Origin of the sequence: Muricauda sp. SCSIO 65647, from assembly GCF_021534965.1 — a bacterium.
Taxonomy (GTDB): domain Bacteria; phylum Bacteroidota; class Bacteroidia; order Flavobacteriales; family Flavobacteriaceae; genus Flagellimonas_A.
In genome coordinates this window covers 1,385,128-1,401,457 of sequence record NZ_CP091037.1, presented here as the reverse complement: position 1 = coordinate 1,401,457, position 16,330 = coordinate 1,385,128, and the positions used below count along the sequence as shown (strand labels likewise).

At 43.9% G+C, this 16,330-nt stretch carries 12 protein-coding genes; 6 read left to right on the top strand and 6 right to left on the bottom strand.

Annotated features, from left to right (window positions below):
- Window positions 1–19: 19 nt before the first annotated feature.
- From L0P89_RS06175 to L0P89_RS06155, 5 genes are all read right to left on the bottom strand, one after another.
- Window positions 20–418, bottom strand: coding sequence for a hypothetical protein (locus tag L0P89_RS06175; protein WP_235267537.1), 399 nt, complete (start codon window positions 416–418; stop codon window positions 20–22).
- Between the two features lie 215 nt (window positions 419–633).
- Complete coding sequence (locus tag L0P89_RS06170) at window positions 634–1,173, bottom strand: ester cyclase (RefSeq protein ID WP_235267536.1); 540 nt, start codon at window positions 1,171–1,173, stop codon at window positions 634–636.
- Between the two features lie 72 nt (window positions 1,174–1,245).
- Entirely contained in the window at window positions 1,246–2,358 is a 1,113-nt protein-coding gene (locus tag L0P89_RS06165; RefSeq protein ID WP_235267535.1) for a DUF2891 domain-containing protein, read from the bottom strand.
- A gap of 144 nt (window positions 2,359–2,502) precedes the next feature.
- Window positions 2,503–3,291, bottom strand: coding sequence for a PhzF family phenazine biosynthesis protein (locus L0P89_RS06160; protein WP_235267534.1), 789 nt, complete (start codon window positions 3,289–3,291; stop codon window positions 2,503–2,505).
- Between the two features lie 47 nt (window positions 3,292–3,338).
- Window positions 3,339–4,559: a glycosyltransferase gene (locus tag L0P89_RS06155; protein WP_235267533.1), complete on the bottom strand. Its 1,221-nt coding sequence runs from the start codon at window positions 4,557–4,559 to the stop codon at window positions 3,339–3,341.
- Window positions 4,560–4,910: 351 nt separating this feature from the next.
- Between L0P89_RS06155 and L0P89_RS06150 the strand changes: the two genes are divergently transcribed.
- The 6 genes from L0P89_RS06150 to L0P89_RS06125 are packed head-to-tail and all read left to right on the top strand — an operon-like array spanning window position 4,911 to window position 13,387.
- Window positions 4,911–6,740, top strand: a complete 1,830-nt coding sequence (locus L0P89_RS06150; RefSeq protein ID WP_235267532.1) for a sodium:solute symporter family protein — start codon at window positions 4,911–4,913, stop codon at window positions 6,738–6,740.
- Window positions 6,740–7,687, top strand: a complete 948-nt coding sequence (locus L0P89_RS06145; RefSeq protein WP_235267531.1) for a DUF4434 domain-containing protein — start codon at window positions 6,740–6,742, stop codon at window positions 7,685–7,687. The genes L0P89_RS06150 and L0P89_RS06145 overlap by 1 nt, the downstream gene beginning before the upstream one ends.
- 20 nt (window positions 7,688–7,707) lie before the next feature.
- Window positions 7,708–8,862 carry an AGE family epimerase/isomerase gene (locus tag L0P89_RS06140; protein WP_235267530.1) on the top strand — a complete coding sequence of 385 codons (1,155 nt, stop codon included), beginning with the start codon at window positions 7,708–7,710 and terminating at the stop codon, window positions 8,860–8,862.
- On the top strand, window positions 8,859–9,950 hold the full coding sequence (locus tag L0P89_RS06135; RefSeq protein ID WP_235267529.1) for a glycoside hydrolase family 10 protein: 1,092 nt from the start codon (window positions 8,859–8,861) through the stop codon (window positions 9,948–9,950). Before L0P89_RS06140 ends, L0P89_RS06135 begins: the two co-directional genes overlap by 4 nt.
- A 4-nt stretch (window positions 9,951–9,954) precedes the next feature.
- Window positions 9,955–11,808, top strand: coding sequence for an FAD-dependent oxidoreductase (locus tag L0P89_RS06130; protein ID WP_235267528.1), 1,854 nt, complete (start codon window positions 9,955–9,957; stop codon window positions 11,806–11,808).
- A 25-nt stretch (window positions 11,809–11,833) separates the two neighbouring features.
- Window positions 11,834–13,387: an arylsulfatase gene (locus L0P89_RS06125; RefSeq protein ID WP_235267527.1), complete on the top strand. Its 1,554-nt coding sequence runs from the start codon at window positions 11,834–11,836 to the stop codon at window positions 13,385–13,387.
- Between the two features lie 59 nt (window positions 13,388–13,446).
- Here L0P89_RS06125 and L0P89_RS06120 read toward each other — a convergent pair whose 3' ends face one another.
- Entirely contained in the window at window positions 13,447–16,242 is a 2,796-nt protein-coding gene (locus L0P89_RS06120) for a hypothetical protein (protein WP_235267526.1), read from the bottom strand.
- Between the last annotated feature and the right edge of the window lie 88 nt (window positions 16,243–16,330).

Sequence of the window (16,330 nt, the reverse complement as noted above, 5' to 3'; positions counted from 1 at the left end):
GACTCGTATCAGAAGAAGATTATGCTTGTCTGGGAGGTTGAAGAATAGTGGCCTTTTCAAATAGGGAAAAAGGTTCTGTGTAAAAGAAATTGGAAGAGGTATTGACGGCCTGCTCTGATTTTGAAAGCGGACTGTAGATCTTGTTCAAAACAAAGGCCGTGAACACGTGCGAACATGATGTGTTGTTAAAAGGGAGTTGTTCATGTTCTTTTTTTTCATCTTGATGTTCTTGGCTGTGCTCATCTTGCAATTCTCCATAGTGCTTTGATAAGAAAACAATGAAATTGTCGCCATATTTCGAGGAATGAAATTGGGCATGTTCCATAAGCTCGTCCAATTTGAGCAACTCATCCACATCAAAGCCAATGCTATGCGAAAGTATGAGTATTGAAAGCACTATGGAAGCCAAACGTATCATGCGCAAAAACTAAATTACGAAAATCTCATTTTTTTAATATGACCTAAGTCATATGTCTTAAAAAAGCCAAAACGCTTTTCGTTTTTCTAGAGGTAACCCGTCAAAAATATCCGGGATATTTTCGAATTCATTTTTCAAATTGGAGGTAATGGGCTCGGCCATGATGTAGCTGTGAAGGTATCTGCGGAGCAGCGAGCGAGTAGGGCCGCAAACCGTCATTCAGCGCTTATTTGCGAATATGCTCCCCAAAAATCTTCTAAATGCCAGGTTTTGTCAATTTTTCCTTCTTCATTGAAATGGTGCAGATCAAAAGCGGTAATCTTGATGCGTCGGTTGGTTGCAGGTATATCAAAGGCCTTGCCAGAGTGTGTCACTTTCAATTCACTTCGTACAAAGACCAGATCGTTATCGACCAAGATATGGGAAGGCTTGCCTTTTAGATCGGAAAACATATTTTCAAAGTCTTGGGCATGTTTGATGAATCCTTCAATGTCAGGTGTCTGGCCTGGGTCTGCTGGGTATTGGGTATAGTTTTCGGCCAAAATTTCTGGTAAGACCGACATATCTCCTGTTGCAAATACGCCATAAAATTTCTCGATTACAGCTAACTTTTGTTGTCGATCGGTTTCTGATTTAGCGATGTATTCCTCAACGGCATTTTGCCTTTCTTTCTCAATGTCCACTGTTTGGTTTTTACAGGAAAACAATAGGGTCAACAACATTAAAACTGGCAGATAACTACTTTTTCGGTCCATTTTTTTGTGGGTTGGTTATTTTTTGATGGCTTATGGTTCTTATGACCTAAGTTACGGGATTTTAGCGTTGGTTTATTGCTGTGCTTCGATTTTCGTTTTGAAGGCATACAATGCAAATGAGCCCAGCCAATGTTGCCCTGCATAATCTCCATCCGTGATTTTGGAAAGTGAGTAATCTAAATGTTCGTTTGCTAAATTGTAAGCATTGACATTGTCTTTCAATGGGTAGAGACACCAAGCTCTTGAGAAATTCACTCCATCTAAATGAACTAGATGACCATCAGAACGATCTTTTACTTTTCCAGGACTGAGAGAAAGGTTTTGATTGAATAAAGAAGGCAAAAACGCTTTGGACCATTTTTCAAATTCTTCCTCAGAAAGCACTTTGCGCATAATGTCAATTTCTTGCAAACAAGGTGAGAGGAAATCATGTCCACTGGGTTCCCAATTTATTGGGCAATCTTTGTCATTGCTATAGAATCGAATTGCGGCTTCTTTGATTGCGTTGGCCAAAGCATTATTTCCTACTGTTTGTGCGTAGTCATAGGCAAAACTGATTCCAAAAGCAGTGTTGGTATGCGTACCCACCCTAATGGGGTAGACCAATTTTGGAAGATATTCTATGTAGGCATTTGAAATGTAATCTTCTAACGGTTTTAGGTTATTGTACCACTTTTGAGCTAAGGGATTATCCCAAGTGAACAGCTCTTCTTGAAGTTTGAGCAGCCAAGCCCAGCCATATAATCTTTCGAAAGACTTGCTTTCTCGATTCAATGAGAAATAAGCCACTTCTTTCTCGATGTTTTGAGCGGTAAGATTTTCGTCAAGCATTCTGATCGCTTCTTCTTTTTTGGCTAGGTCAGGGAAGTTTTTTAACAAATAGACCAATGACCAATGACCATGTACCGCAGAATGCCAGTCAAAGCAACCATAGAAAGCAGGATGGTGATCCACGGGCATTGCCAAATCGCTTTCCTTTGCCAATACCAATCCTGACTTATAGGGAAGTGGATTTTGAATACAGCCAAGCGGTAATTCAGTAAGCCGGTTAGCCTCTTTGATGTCCAATTCTATTTTTTTTGTGTTCTTGGTCGGTGGTTTTGAAGTGTTTTCTTTTTTTATGTCAACATTACATGAACATAATAAAACACCTATGCAACTAAAGAAGAGAAATGTATGCTTCATTGTTTTGTTGGTCAATTGTTTTTAATGATTGTATTTTCTTCACTACTATTTAATCCTTTATCAGTGTGTAATATCAGGGGATTAATGGGCTGGTGCCTGCCAGCCCATTGAGCGTATAAATTATGGCCTCTGTTGGCGATAGTTTTATTCTGTCCATAAGTTTCCGATCGAATAAGTTTTTGCTTTTCCACTTATTATTACCCTGTCTTTTTTGTTTTGGCAATATAGTTTCCCGACCCTATCTGAGAGTTGTACTGCATCTAACTTGTTCTTCCCAAGCCTTGATGACCAAAATGGAATTAATGAGCAATGTGCTGAACCGGTTACCGGGTCTTCCAAAATCGACGCTTGTGGTGTAAAAAATCTTGAAACAAAATCACAACTTTCTCCTTTTGCTGTTACGATTACCCCATCTGGATCAAGATTTATTTGGTCAAATACTTGTCTGTCAACCTTGATGTTCTCAATCTCTTGCTCCGTGTCGTAGACCAACATATAGTCTCTTGATCTGTAAACTTCCTTCGGTTCTATATTTAGTGATTTTCTAATTATATCAGGTAGCTCAGCTGAAATGGGCATACGTGATGGGAAGTCTAAATGATATAGATCGTTTTTTACGGACACGGTTAAATCCCCACTCTGTGTCTCAAAGACCATTTTGTCTTTTGGATAGTTTAAAATCGACTTTAAGCAATGGGCAGTCGCAAGTGTTGCATGCCCACATAAATCCATTTCAATTTCTGGCGTAAACCAGCGTAAATGTATTTTATCACTTCTTTCAACAAAAAATGCTGTTTCTGCCACCGCATTTTCTTTAGCAATTTTTAATAATATTTCATCAGGCAACCAATCATTTAAGGGAACGACACAAGCCGGATTACCTCCGAATGTCTTATCGGTAAATGCATCTATTTGATAGAGTTCAAGTTTCATTTTTGCTCCTTTTCATGAATTATCGCCAATAGTCTCGGATATGATTCCTAACTTAAAAAATCTTCAACCCTTACTTTGTCATAAGCGGTGAATTCATCGGGATTTCTGTTTATGATATCTGGAGGGATATTGTTCAATATATTTTTAAATTCTTCTTCTGTAAGTGAATCGATAAAGGATGCAAATTCGTTAGGTTGTCCCTCTTTTGGGAAATACCTTTTGTTCATCATTGCTATTGCTTTTAACATGGGGAGATAAGGTTGAAGATCTGTCGTGGTCGATGCCTCTTCACTATCTATCCATGCAATGGCAACTTTGGTTATTGCCCCTTTTTTGTACAGTGCCGTTTTAAGCAGTAATTCTATGTCAAAGGCAAACTTTTTTTCTATAAGGTCATCGATGATATACGGAATAACATCAGCCTTAAATGCCTTGAACCCGCATTGGGTATCGACTATATTGCCTAAATTAGGGATCAATCTCTTCCATAGATAAATAAATAGCTTGCCCCGATTGTTTCTTGCTCCCTTTTTTATAACGACTGAATTTTTTTCTCTCCGTGAACCAATGGCGGCCAATTTATTTTCATTCAATAAAGGTTCGACCAAAAGCATAAGTTGCCCCAAATGTGTGGAAAGGTCGGCATCTGTATAGATGACTATTTGGTTCTTTACCTTTTTTTGTTGAACCGCATTCCACATGCCATACACTATTGAACCCCCTTTCTGACTGTCTTTCGTTGAATTCATTGGTTTTGCAATCGGGTGTTTTTGTTCGATAGCGTCAGCCAAGAATAAAACCCGGGCTTGGTCATTCAATGCATTCTTGTCGATGATGTCTTGTGCTATTTTTCCACTTTGTTCTGGACAACCGTCATCTACAATGATTAACTCCCATGTAATCAGTGGTTGGTTTTCAAACAGCCATTGCAGTTGTTTTACTTTCTTTATAAGAAAATCTTCTCCATGCGGATGTTCACTGTTTTTTAAGATTCTATTGTGTTCTTTATAGACAGCGAAGACCACTGAGATCAACAGCGGTTCTGTTGTTTTTGACACCAATAGTTTCGACTTTGCAATTTTCAGGGCAAGCAAAATAAAAACGAGTGAAGCATCATTTTTGCCGATCAACTGGTCTTCTATTTTCTCTAGCTCAGAAATACTGTACGTTTCTAAGAGTGATTCCACCGTTTCGGTGATTTTTAGTGAATGCCCTTCATTGGTCAAATCAACTTCTTTCGGGCTGGATGCTATTATTTTTTGAAGCATTGTATTGAGTTCGATTTAGTTCTAATTTTTTCGCTTGCCTTCAAATTATTTATGTAGAGGCAAAATGTAGCTCTATGCACCCAAAATAGCAATAAAATAGATGAAAACGACTGTTTTCATTTTTGGGTCCAAAATCTTCAATCAGGTTTTTGATCTTGTCAAGCATTTTTTGGTTGTCAGACCAATGTTAGGTAGGCTTGGCAAGTTTTTATATTTTGTGAGCGACAAATCCCGACGGCGAGTTTGTAGACCGGTATAAAGGTGATGTCAAAAGAGAAAAACCAGTAGAATATTTTATGCTGCCCTCTAATTATATACAATAGATGGCGCTGAAAAACAAAAACCAACCGTATGACGCTTTCCTTTTGGGACATCGCCATAGTAGCCGCCTATGTCGTTGGGGTATTGGGGCTTGGCTTCTATCTTTCAAAACGCGCCTCGAAAAACCTGGAATCGTATTTCTTGGGGGGCAACCAATTGCCCTGGTACTATTTGGGGTTGAGCAATGCCTCGGGCATGTTCGATATCTCGGGTACCATGTGGACAGTGGGCATCCTTTTTGTATACGGACTAAAAAGTGCCTGGTTACCATGGCTTTGGCCCGTGTGGAACCAAGTGTTCGTATTCGTATACCTAGCCATTTGGATGCGCCGCTCAAGTGTCATGACGGGAGCCGAATGGATAACCTTTCGCTTTGGTGACGGCAAAGGGGCCAAGTTGTCACATATCATCATTGTCATCTTTGCGGTCATTAGTGTATTGGGGTTCATCGCCTATTTTTTTGAGGGCATCGGCAAGTACTGTACGTCTATTTTACCTTGGGATTTGGCATTTGATTTTCTAGGCTATCAGGTCTCATCGGCCAAGAGCTATGCCCTGATCGTGTGCGGCCTCACTTCACTTTACACCATCAAGGGCGGTATGCACAGTGTGGTGGCCACAGAGGTGATGCAGTTTTTTGTCATGACCATAGCCTGTATCGGTGTGGGCATTATTGCCTACAATATGGTCGATGCGGGCGAGATCGATAAAATCGTGCCCAATGGTTGGAAAGACCTTTTCTTCGGATGGAACCTCAACCTTGATTGGAGCAACAGCGCCTTTCCGCAGGTCAACAATAAAATTGCCAAAGATGGTTTCGACCTGTTCGGTCTGTTGTTCGTGTTGATGGTACTGAAAGGAATTTTGGCCTCTACGGCAGGCCCTGTTCCCAGCTACGACATGCAGCGGATTTTGGCGGCCAAAAACCCTGCGGATGCTGCCAAGATGAGTTTTTTAACAATTTGCGTGCTCTTTGTGCCCCGCTACTTCATGATCATCGGTTTTACCGTCTTGGCTCTGGTCTTTTTGGGTCCCGAGCTCATGGCCATGGGCGATACCATTGATTTTGAACAGGTGCTGCCGATGGCGATCAACAAGTTTCTGCCCGTAGGTTTGAAAGGCCTTATGCTCGCAGGGTTTCTGGCCGCTTTTATGGGCACCTTTGCGGCTTTCGTCAATTCAGCGCCCGCCTACATAGTCAACGACATCTATAAAAAATATATCAATCCGGGGGCATCAGACAGGCGATTGGTGAACTATAGCATTCTGTCGTCTTTGCTTTTGGTAGTGGTGGGCATCATTTTTGGCTTTAACGCCAGTTCGCTGAACGAACTGATCCTGTGGTTGAGTTCTGCACTCTATGGGGGCTATGTGGCGGCCAATGTGTTGAAATGGGTTTGGTGGCGGTTTACGGGTCACGGCTATTTTTGGGGCATGTTGTTCGGTCTTGTCGCTTCTACGGTCAAACTGTTCTTTTTTTCTGAATATGTCGATATTTTCGTGTTCCCCATCATTCTATTGTTTTCGCTTTTAGGATGTATCATCGGCACTTACCTCGAACCCTTGCCCAATAGGCAACAGGTAAAGGATTTTTATCGAAAGACCAGACCTTGGGGTCTTTGGGGCCCCATCAAAAGGGAGGTCATGGCAGAAGACCCTTCCTTTCTGCCCAATAAAGATTTTAAAAGGGATAGTTTCAATATCGTCATCGGCATCATTTGGCAAATGGCCCAAGTGGTGATCCCGATCTACTTCATGTTACGCGAAAACACGGAAATGATCATTTGGTGCGCTGTTTTGATCTTAACGAGTTATTTTTTGAAAAAATATTGGTGGAACAACCTTAAAAATGTTTCCTAATGCCACAAGACCCACTATTGATAAGCGGTACTTTTTTAGATGAGATCAGCCATGACATTCCCCATCAAAACTGGGGCAGAAAAGAGTGGGAGGCCGATTTCGGCCATATGGCCAAAATGGGCATTAAAACGGTGGTCTTGATCCGTTCAGGCTATCAACGGTTCTTGTCATACCCATCAAAATACCTGATGAACAAAAGAGGGTGCTATGAGCCGCCCATTGATTTGGTAGCATTGTTTTTGGAGCTGGCGGACAAGCATGGTATGGAATTCTATTTCGGTACCTACGATAGTGGAGAATACTGGCAAACGGGCGATATGGCACGAGAACTTGACGATAACCTTTTTGTCATTGAAGAAGCCTATCAACAATACGGCCACCATGCATCGTTCAAGGGTTGGTATTTGGGTTTAGAGCTGAGCAGAAAAACCAAAGGGGCCATTGACACGATTGCCCGTCTTGGCAAAGAGTGCAAAAATGTGAGCGGCGGACTGCCCGTTTTCATCTCACCATGGATCGATGGAAAAAAAGCGGTCTTGGCCGCTGATAGCACACTCAAGAAACCGAATGCGGTCTCTTTGGAAGAACATCGGCACGAATGGAACGAGATTTTTGACGGTATCAAAGGAGCTATCGATATCGTTGCCTTTCAAGATGGTCATGTCGATTACCACGAGCTCGAAGACTATCTGCGAATAAACAAAGAACTGGCAGACAAGCATGACCTGACCTCTTGGACGAACATCGAATCGTTCGATAGGGATATGCCCATCAAGTTCATGCCCATCAAATTTGAAAAACTGTTGCTGAAGCTGAAGGCGGCCCAAAAAGTAGGTTGCGAAAAGGCCATTACTTTTGAATTTTCGCATTTTATGAGTCCGCAGTCGGCATATCTACAGGCTGGGCACCTATATCATCGCTATATGGAGCATTTCGACCTGACCTGAACAAGATATTAGAAGATAACGTGAACCACTACGCTGAAATATACAGGCAAGAACTTCTGAACGAGGTCATCCCTTTTTGGGAGCGCAACGCTATTGATGAAACACACGGGGGTTATTTCACCTGTTTGGATCAGAACGGAAAAGTATATGATACGGATAAATTTATTTGGCTGCAAGCCCGTCAAGCATGGATGTTTTCCGTACTCTTCAGTGAAATCGAGCAAAAAATTGCTTGGAGGGCCATTGCCAAAAACGGCATTGATTTTTTAGAAAAACACGGCAGGGATGAACACGGCAATTGGTATTTTTCGCTAAACCGGCAAGGGCAACCTTTGGTGCAGCCCTATAATATTTTCTCAGACTGCTTTGCGGCCATGGCTTTTGGGGCCTACTACCGGTTAGAACCCGATGACAGGTACGCCCGAATCGCGATCGATACCTTTGAGAACATTTTAAGGCGAAAAGACGACCCGAAGGGGCAATACAATAAGTTGTACCCAGGCACCCGTGAGCTACAGAATTTTGCGCTGCCCATGATTCTCTGCAACCTTTCATTAGAACTCGAACACCTCTTAAAAAACGATCAAGTAGAAACGTTGACCAATGACATTGCCGATCTGATCCTCAACAGCTTCTACGAAGAGAAGTCAGGGCTGGTCTATGAGAACGTGGGTATCGATGGCGGATTGGTCGATAGCTTTGAGGGCAGGCTGTTGAACCCCGGGCATGCCATCGAGGCCATGTGGTTCTTGATGGATTTGGGCCATCGCAACAACGATACGCATCTGATCGATAAAGCGGGGCAGATCATGTTTCAACAACTTGAACAAGGATGGGACGATCGGTATGGTGGTATTTTCTATTTTTTGGATGCAAAAGGCCATCCGCCCCAACAATTGGAATGGGACCAAAAACTGTGGTGGGTGCATCTCGAGACCTTGGTGGCCTTAGCCAAAACCTATGCCTTGACCCAAAGCCCAAAGGCAAAAAATTGGTTTGAAAAAGTACATGAGTATACTTGGAGCCATTTTAGGGATACCAAAAATGGAGGGGAATGGTACGGATACTTGAACCGTCAAGGCGAAGTGTTCATGAAGTTAAAGGGAGGTAAATGGAAAGGGTGCTTTCATGTACCAAGGGCCTTGTTGCAGATTTGGAAAACACTTGAAAAATGATCGCCCAAAGATTTTTTTTATGGCTTGCCGTTTTAACCACCTTGCTTGGTGGTGCACAATCCCAAAAAGGGGTCTGGCTCACCGATGTGGCCAGCAAGGCGTTAGACAGCAAAGAGGGGATTGAAGAAGTGGTACAACGCTGCAAGACCTACGGGTTTGAGCAAATCTATGTAGTGGTTTGGAACCGGGGCCATACACTCTACCCGAGCGTGGTGATGCAAAAAACGTTCGGTAAAGAAGTAGCACCAAGATTTGCCGACCGTGATATTTTGGAAGAACTCATACAAACGGCACATGCCGAGGGGTTGAAGGTTCATGCTTGGTTCGAGTTCGGTTTTTCGAGCAGTTACCAAGAAGCTGATGGCGGACATATTTTACGGGCAAAGCCAAATTGGCGGGCAATTGACAATCAAGGAAATCTGGTTTCAAAGAATGGCTTTCAATGGATGAACGCCTTTCACCCCGAAGTACAGAATTTTCTCTTATCGCTCATTGCAGAGGTGGTTGAAAACTATGATATTGACGGTATTCAGGGCGATGACCGATTGCCAGCGAATCCCTCTACGGCAGGGTACGATCCCTTTACCGTAGAATGGTATAAAAAAGAACATGACGGGGTTTCCCCACCGAAAGATTACAAAGATTCCGATTGGGTCGATTGGCGGGCCGGCAAGCTTGATGAGTTTGCAGAAAGGCTTTATAAGACAGTCAAGGCGATCGATCAGCAGGTGTTGGTGACCATGGCGCCCAGTATCTTTCCGTGGAGCAAAGAAGAGTACCTTCAGAATTGGCCCACTTGGGTAGAAAAAGGGTGGGTCGATACCATCATTCCGCAGGTCTATCGATATGACATCAAGGCCTATGAATCAACCTTGCAATCGAATTTACAGTTCATGCCCAAAGACAGTACGGTTCCGTTTGTACCGGGGGTGTTGTTGAAAGTCGATGGGTATGTACCGTCTCGGACATTCTTGCAAGAGATGATCAAGACCAACCGGAAGTATGGTCTTGAGAGCGAGGTGTTCTTCTTTTATGAAGGATTGAAAGACCATGAATTATTTTTTGAAAAAACGTATCCAAAACTCTAATGTGATGAGCCGATATTTTAGCCTTTTGCCCGCACTGTTTTTGATGTTCTTGGCCACTGGCCAACAACAAGTCGATGTCTTGATTATTGGCGGTGGCGCAGGGGGCACGGCCGCGGGCATTCAAGCGGCACGAAGCGGTGTAAAGGTGCAGGTTCTTGAGCGCACCACATGGTTGGGGGGCATGTTGACCTCGGCAGGGGTTTCGGCCATTGACGGTAACCACAACCTACCCTCCGGTATCTGGGGTGAGTTCAGGCAGCGGTTGCGCGACCATTATGGGGGTGCTAAGGCCTTGGCCACAGGTTGGGTAAGCCATACCCTGTTCGAGCCATCGGTAGGCGACAAGATTTTAAAAGAGATGGCCGATATCGATGGTTTAGATGTTCAGTTCAGTGCAGCATACCAAACCGTTGAAAAAGAGGGTGAAGGTTGGAAGGTCGTTTATGACAAGAACGGAAAAAAGTATAGTACCACCGCAAAAGTTTTGATCGATGCCACAGAAACAGGTGAATTGCTGCCCATGGTCGAAGCGGAATTTAGACTTGGAATGGATGCAAAGTCTGACACGGCCGAAAAAGAAGCCCCAGAAAAGGCCAATGCTATCATTCAAGATTTGACCTATGTGGCAATTTTAGAGGATGTTTCAAAAAATCTGGAGACGCACAGAAAAAAAGGCTTGGTGAAAAAGCCGAGAGATTATGACCCAAAAGCTTTCGAATGTGCCTGCAAGCGTGAGGGCGGTGAGATGTTCGGGTCGGTTTCAGACTGCCAACAGATGCTGAACTACGGAAAGTTGCCTAATGGTAAGTACATGATCAATTGGCCAAACTGTGGAAATGATTTCTACATTGATTGGCCCAACCTATCAGAAGAAGAGGTTGAAAAAGAGATTGAAAAGGCCAAAGCGTTCACACAGGGGTTCATCTATTATATTCAGAACGATTTGGGCTTTGCCCATTTGCGGCTAGCCGATGAGTTTCCCACAAAAGATGGTTATCCCATGATACCCTATCACAGAGAGGGCCGAAGGGCCAAGGGCAAGGTGTTTTTGACCGTTGATCATTTAGAACGGCCCTATGATTTTACTTTCTACAGAACGGGGGTCGCCATAGGCGATTACCCCATCGACCATCACCATGATAAAAACGAGGCGGCACCAGAAATCGATTTTATCAACATCAAGGTGCCCAGCTATACGATACCCATGGGGGCCATGATCCCCGAAAAAGCAGGGAACTTTTTGGTGGCCGATAAGAACATCAGCGTATCGAATATTGTGAACGGTACTACCCGATTACAACCTGTGGTTTTGGGTATTGGCCAAGCTGCCGGTGCCATGGCGGCAACTGCCGTGCAAAAAAAGCAGAACACGAGCGGGGTTTCGGTGCGTGATGTGCAGAACAGCTTATTGGCAAGCAAGGCGTACCTGATGCCCTTTATCGATGTTTCTACAGATGACGCGGCGTTTGCGGCAATGCAGCGTATCGGCGCGACCGGGATATTGAAAGGATATGGAGTGCCATACAAATGGGCGAACGAGACTTGGTTTTACCCTGGCCGCATCGTTTCAGAACATGAACTGAAACAAGGGCTTCTGGATTATTATCCGAAGGCTGACAAAATCACAGCCTCGGGAAAGGGGGCTACCTTGAAATTTTTGGAGGGGGTCTTTTCGGTCATTGATAAAGAATACGATGTCAATTACATTGAGAACAATTGGAAAAAGTGGCACATTGATCAACCACTTTCAAAAGAAAATGAGCTGAACAGAAGAACCGTCAGTATTCTTGTAGATCAGATTTTACGGCCCTTCGAAAAAGAAATCGATTTTGAAGGAAAACCCTTGGGCTCTGAATGAGGGGTTGAACCACATGTATGGACAAATGAAAAAGGCACAGAACTTTATCTTGATACTTTTGATGTTAACGGTCAGTATTGGCTGTAAAAACAAGGCAAAAGAAAGTACGGCCAAAGCGGAATCTGACTACGACACAATAAAGAAACCGAACATTGTCATTATCTACCTCGATGATCTTGGCTATGGCGATGTGGGTGCTTACGGTGCCACCGAGATTCAAACGCCGAACATGGATGCCCTGGCCCATGGAGGGATCAAATTTACCAACGGGTACGCTTCTTCAGCTACCTGCACCCCCAGTAGATATGCCTTGTTGACCGGGGTTTATCCTTGGAGGAACAAAAACGCCAAGATACTGTCAGGTACCGCCCCCCTATTGATTTCGACCGAACAACAGACACTTCCCAAATTGCTCAAAAAGCAAGGATACCATACCGCAATAGTGGGCAAATGGCATTTAGGGCTGGGCGATGGTCAGGTGAATTGGAACCAGCGCATTTCACCAGGGCCCAATGAGGTCGGTTTTGATGAATCGTATATTTTGGCCGCTACACAAGACCGGGTTCCTACGGTATACATAAAGAATGGCCGGGTTGAAAACCTGGATCCCAACGATCCCATTGAAGTCGATTATGCCCACAATTTTGAAGGAGAGCCCACGGCCATCACGCATCCGGGGCTACTGACCATGAAATGGCACCATGGCCATAACAACAGTATCGTCAATGGCATACCAAGAATCGGCTACATGAAAGGTGGTGAAGCTGCCAAATGGAGTGATGTCGATATGGCCGACAACTTTTTGAAAAAGGCACAAGCCTATGTCAAAACCCATAAAGACCAACCTTTCTTTTTGTACTATGCCCTACAACAGCCCCATGTGCCAAGAACACCACATGCGAGATTTGTCGGAAAATCAGGAATGGGTCCAAGGGGCGATGTCATTGTGGAGGCCGATTGGTGTGTTGGCGAGTTCATGAAAACCTTAAAAGAGGAGGGTATTCTAGACAATACCTTGGTGATTCTATCAAGTGACAATGGCCCTGTTTTAAATGATGGCTATTATGACGAGGCGGTAGAAAAAGTAGGAAACCACGACCCCAGTGGTGGTTTGCGCGGTGGCAAATATAGTCTGTTCGAAGCAGGCACCAGGGTACCCTTTATCACCTATTGGAACGGTACCATTCAACCTGGGGTATCAGATGCCATGGTCTGCCAGATGGATCTATTGGCATCTATCGCCAAGTTGATCGGGATGGAAGAAGTGAACATTTCTGACAGCAAGAATGTATTGAATGCCCTATTGGGCACCAGTGACAAAGGAAGAGACAATTTAGTGCTGGAAGCAACTTCAAGAACCGCCCTGAGAAGTGGAAACTGGCTGATGATACCTCCGTACCATGGAGTGGCCATCAACAAAAATGTAGGGATAGAACTGGGAAATTCAACCGAATACCAGCTCTACAATTTAAAAGACGACCTTGGGCAGCAATATGATCTTGCCCAATCACATCCTGAAAAACTGGCGGAAATGATCAAAACTTTTGAGGCGCTGAAAGGTGAACATGACCAAAAATGAACATCGGGCCAAGAAGCTAAACATCTGGTAATTGATTCAACTCGACAGATTTAAGGCTACTACCGGTTCGACCTTTCGATTATAGTATATTCTTTTTCTTCATGCCCGATTCGGCCATCTTCAGAAATGGTTTCAACGATTATGGTATGGTCGCCCGCTACATCGCCATTATAAAATTCAATCGAAGCCTTATGGTGCTGGTCGGTTCTTATATCGGGATTCCAATAGATCAAGGGTCTCAAATCAGGTTTTTGGTCATTGGCGGCCCCATCTTGGCCATATTGGGGAACCGGGAACTCTTTTGTGGGAGACAATACGTTGATTGTGGTATCCAGTGTTCCGGGTATGGGCTTTGCCGAACCCCGTATTCCTACCCCACCTTTGGTAAATATGGAAATAGCGTGGCCTACATCTGGTGAATAAAATGGGTCTGCATCAGGAAAAACGGTGAGGTACTTGTTCTTGAAGAATTTGGCATATTTGATCAGTTCGACACTCTCAACGATTTCGGGAGACATTTGGGGCACAAATGCATATTCGTGTTTTTGTAGCAACCGGCCGTCTACCAGTAATAGGGTCGGTTCACCGCCCGCCACTATATGGGCCAACATGAACCCATCTGAAAACCGTTCGATTTCAATTTGATCGGGATAACTTGCCATTAGAATGCTGAATAGGCCATACGACCAATCTTTTTCTTTTTTCAAAAGGGTTTCTCCACGAATGATCACGTCTGGTTCCCCATAACCCCCATAAATTTTTTGACGCTCGGGGGTCAATCGATACCCTTCGACAACCACTTCTTCGAGTTGGGTGACATTGTAGAGCGAATCAAATGAGGCCGCTGTTTTTCTTCGCCATTGGTGGGCCAAGTCCGCCGCTTTTATCACAGGATGTGTTTGTTGTGCCACTGGCCTATGTTCGTAAACGATTTTAGGAGGGCTATGGGTTTCCAATGAAATGTCGATGTTTCCTTTTTTGTTTTTAAGATGGTTGGTTTGGAGCAATATCCGTTTGCGATTTCCATAGGTGTCATCCAACAAGAAATCAAACCTGCCCAGACTATCGGTCTGTTGCAAATAGATGGATGGCTCTTTGTCAAAAACGGTCAACACCAGTCCGATAGCTTTCACCGCTTCTTTTTTTGAACCGGTGGCCCGTATTCTTCCTTTGACGGACAGCCCGCGTTCTGGCCAAAAGAAGGAGGCTCCGTTTCTCTTTATGGGATATTTGTACGTGTGCCCTTGGGTCAGCAACAGTGCATCCAGATCGTGCGAACGCCTTTGATTTTCCTCGCTAAAGTAATACCCCGGATTTTCGATTTTGCCCAAAAGTTCTGAACTCAAAAGAAAATAAGAACGTATGTTTTGGCTTTCTGCCTGGTATAGGTCGCTGTTCATAACCAGTACCGAACCATTGACATCAGCGGTTTCTTCAATCGATTTTGACTCGTCAATGTCAAGTTTGGTCTGCTCTCGTGTGGCATATTCAGACTTGTCAATGGCCAATTTGCCCCCCGAATTTTGCGTTCCATGTTCATTGAAGTACAGCCGTTCGGCCACAGGTACCTTGTTCCCGTTCATGAGTGTAAAGGCGATGATTCCCTCCGGTAAGCTGTTGGAAGCCAGTTCAAAAACCAAGCGTTCTTTCTGCAATGACCCATCGACTGAATAATAATCTTTTCCCCTACAGCTGACCTTTACCGAAACGGAATCTTTAAGTTCATTTGAGAATACCTTGATCCTGATCTTATTATCGGTTCTGGCCACAGCAAGGATGCTTCCTTTTGAAAAGGTTTCCGGCAGGGCATAGGCCCCATCCCTGAATAGATTGTCTCCAGACAAGATTTTCGCATGGTAGGTTGTACCGATAGCGGCTTCCAAGAAAAAAAAGCCCATTCCTAGATCATTGCTATCAAAAGTGGTCACCTTATTGCCCTTATTATCGAAAACCACCCCCTTGACCCTTTTGCCCTTGCCATCGAAACCTACCGCCTTAAAGCCGATCTTGTTTCTGAATCCGTTGACCATTTTACCGCTTTCGGGAAAGAATCGAACATTGAGTTTAGAATCGTTGATGATGACCGTTTCTGTTTTACGAAGACCATCTTCATCGTCAACTGAAACATTGATCCAATCAATGTTTTTGGGAATTTCAAATTCAAATGGGGAAACACCACCATCATTTCGTTTGACACCAATGGTATCTTTTCCATGCGCCCAGTTTACGTACATCTTGGTCTCTTTCTGGGAAGTGTGCCCTAGACTCTTTGGCCGAAGTGATGAAAGTTGCCCGCTCAAAAATAATCGACCTTCACTCTTTTCAACGACGCTGATAGGGCCAACAATGGTTTTATTATCATTACTTGATGCCGCTAGAACCTCAACGTATGTCTTGAACATGAAATCAGTTCCAAAATTGCGATTCCATTGGGTATAGGCCCTGATCAAATAGCGGCCCGGCATATAACTATCTTGCAGTTCGAAAAAACCACTGCCGGTACCTTGGTCCAATTTAACCACTTTATGGGCCATGATTTGTTCATTGGGCGCGATCAGATCGACATAGAGAATTTTGCTAAGTTCGGTAGGGATATGATTTTCGGTATCGATTACTACGGCTTTGAACCATATGGTCTGATCGGTGGCATACACCTTCGGACCCAATTGAAGGTATATTTTTTCAGCCATGGTGGCGTGAAGTGCCGCACTATCATGTTGCTGAGGGAAAATGGTAAGGGGCAGCAGTAACATGTAGGTGAACAATAGCTTTTTGCCGCCTGCCAAAACATATTGATGTAGGGTAAGTTCGGTCAAAACAGGAAAGGGACACTTCAGACCAATAACAGCGATCATACCATTCAAATTCTATTTGCGAACCAAGTGCATAAGTTCAATTACAAGTTACCGTTTTTCTGTGTTTTAAAAGACTGGGTCAGTGATA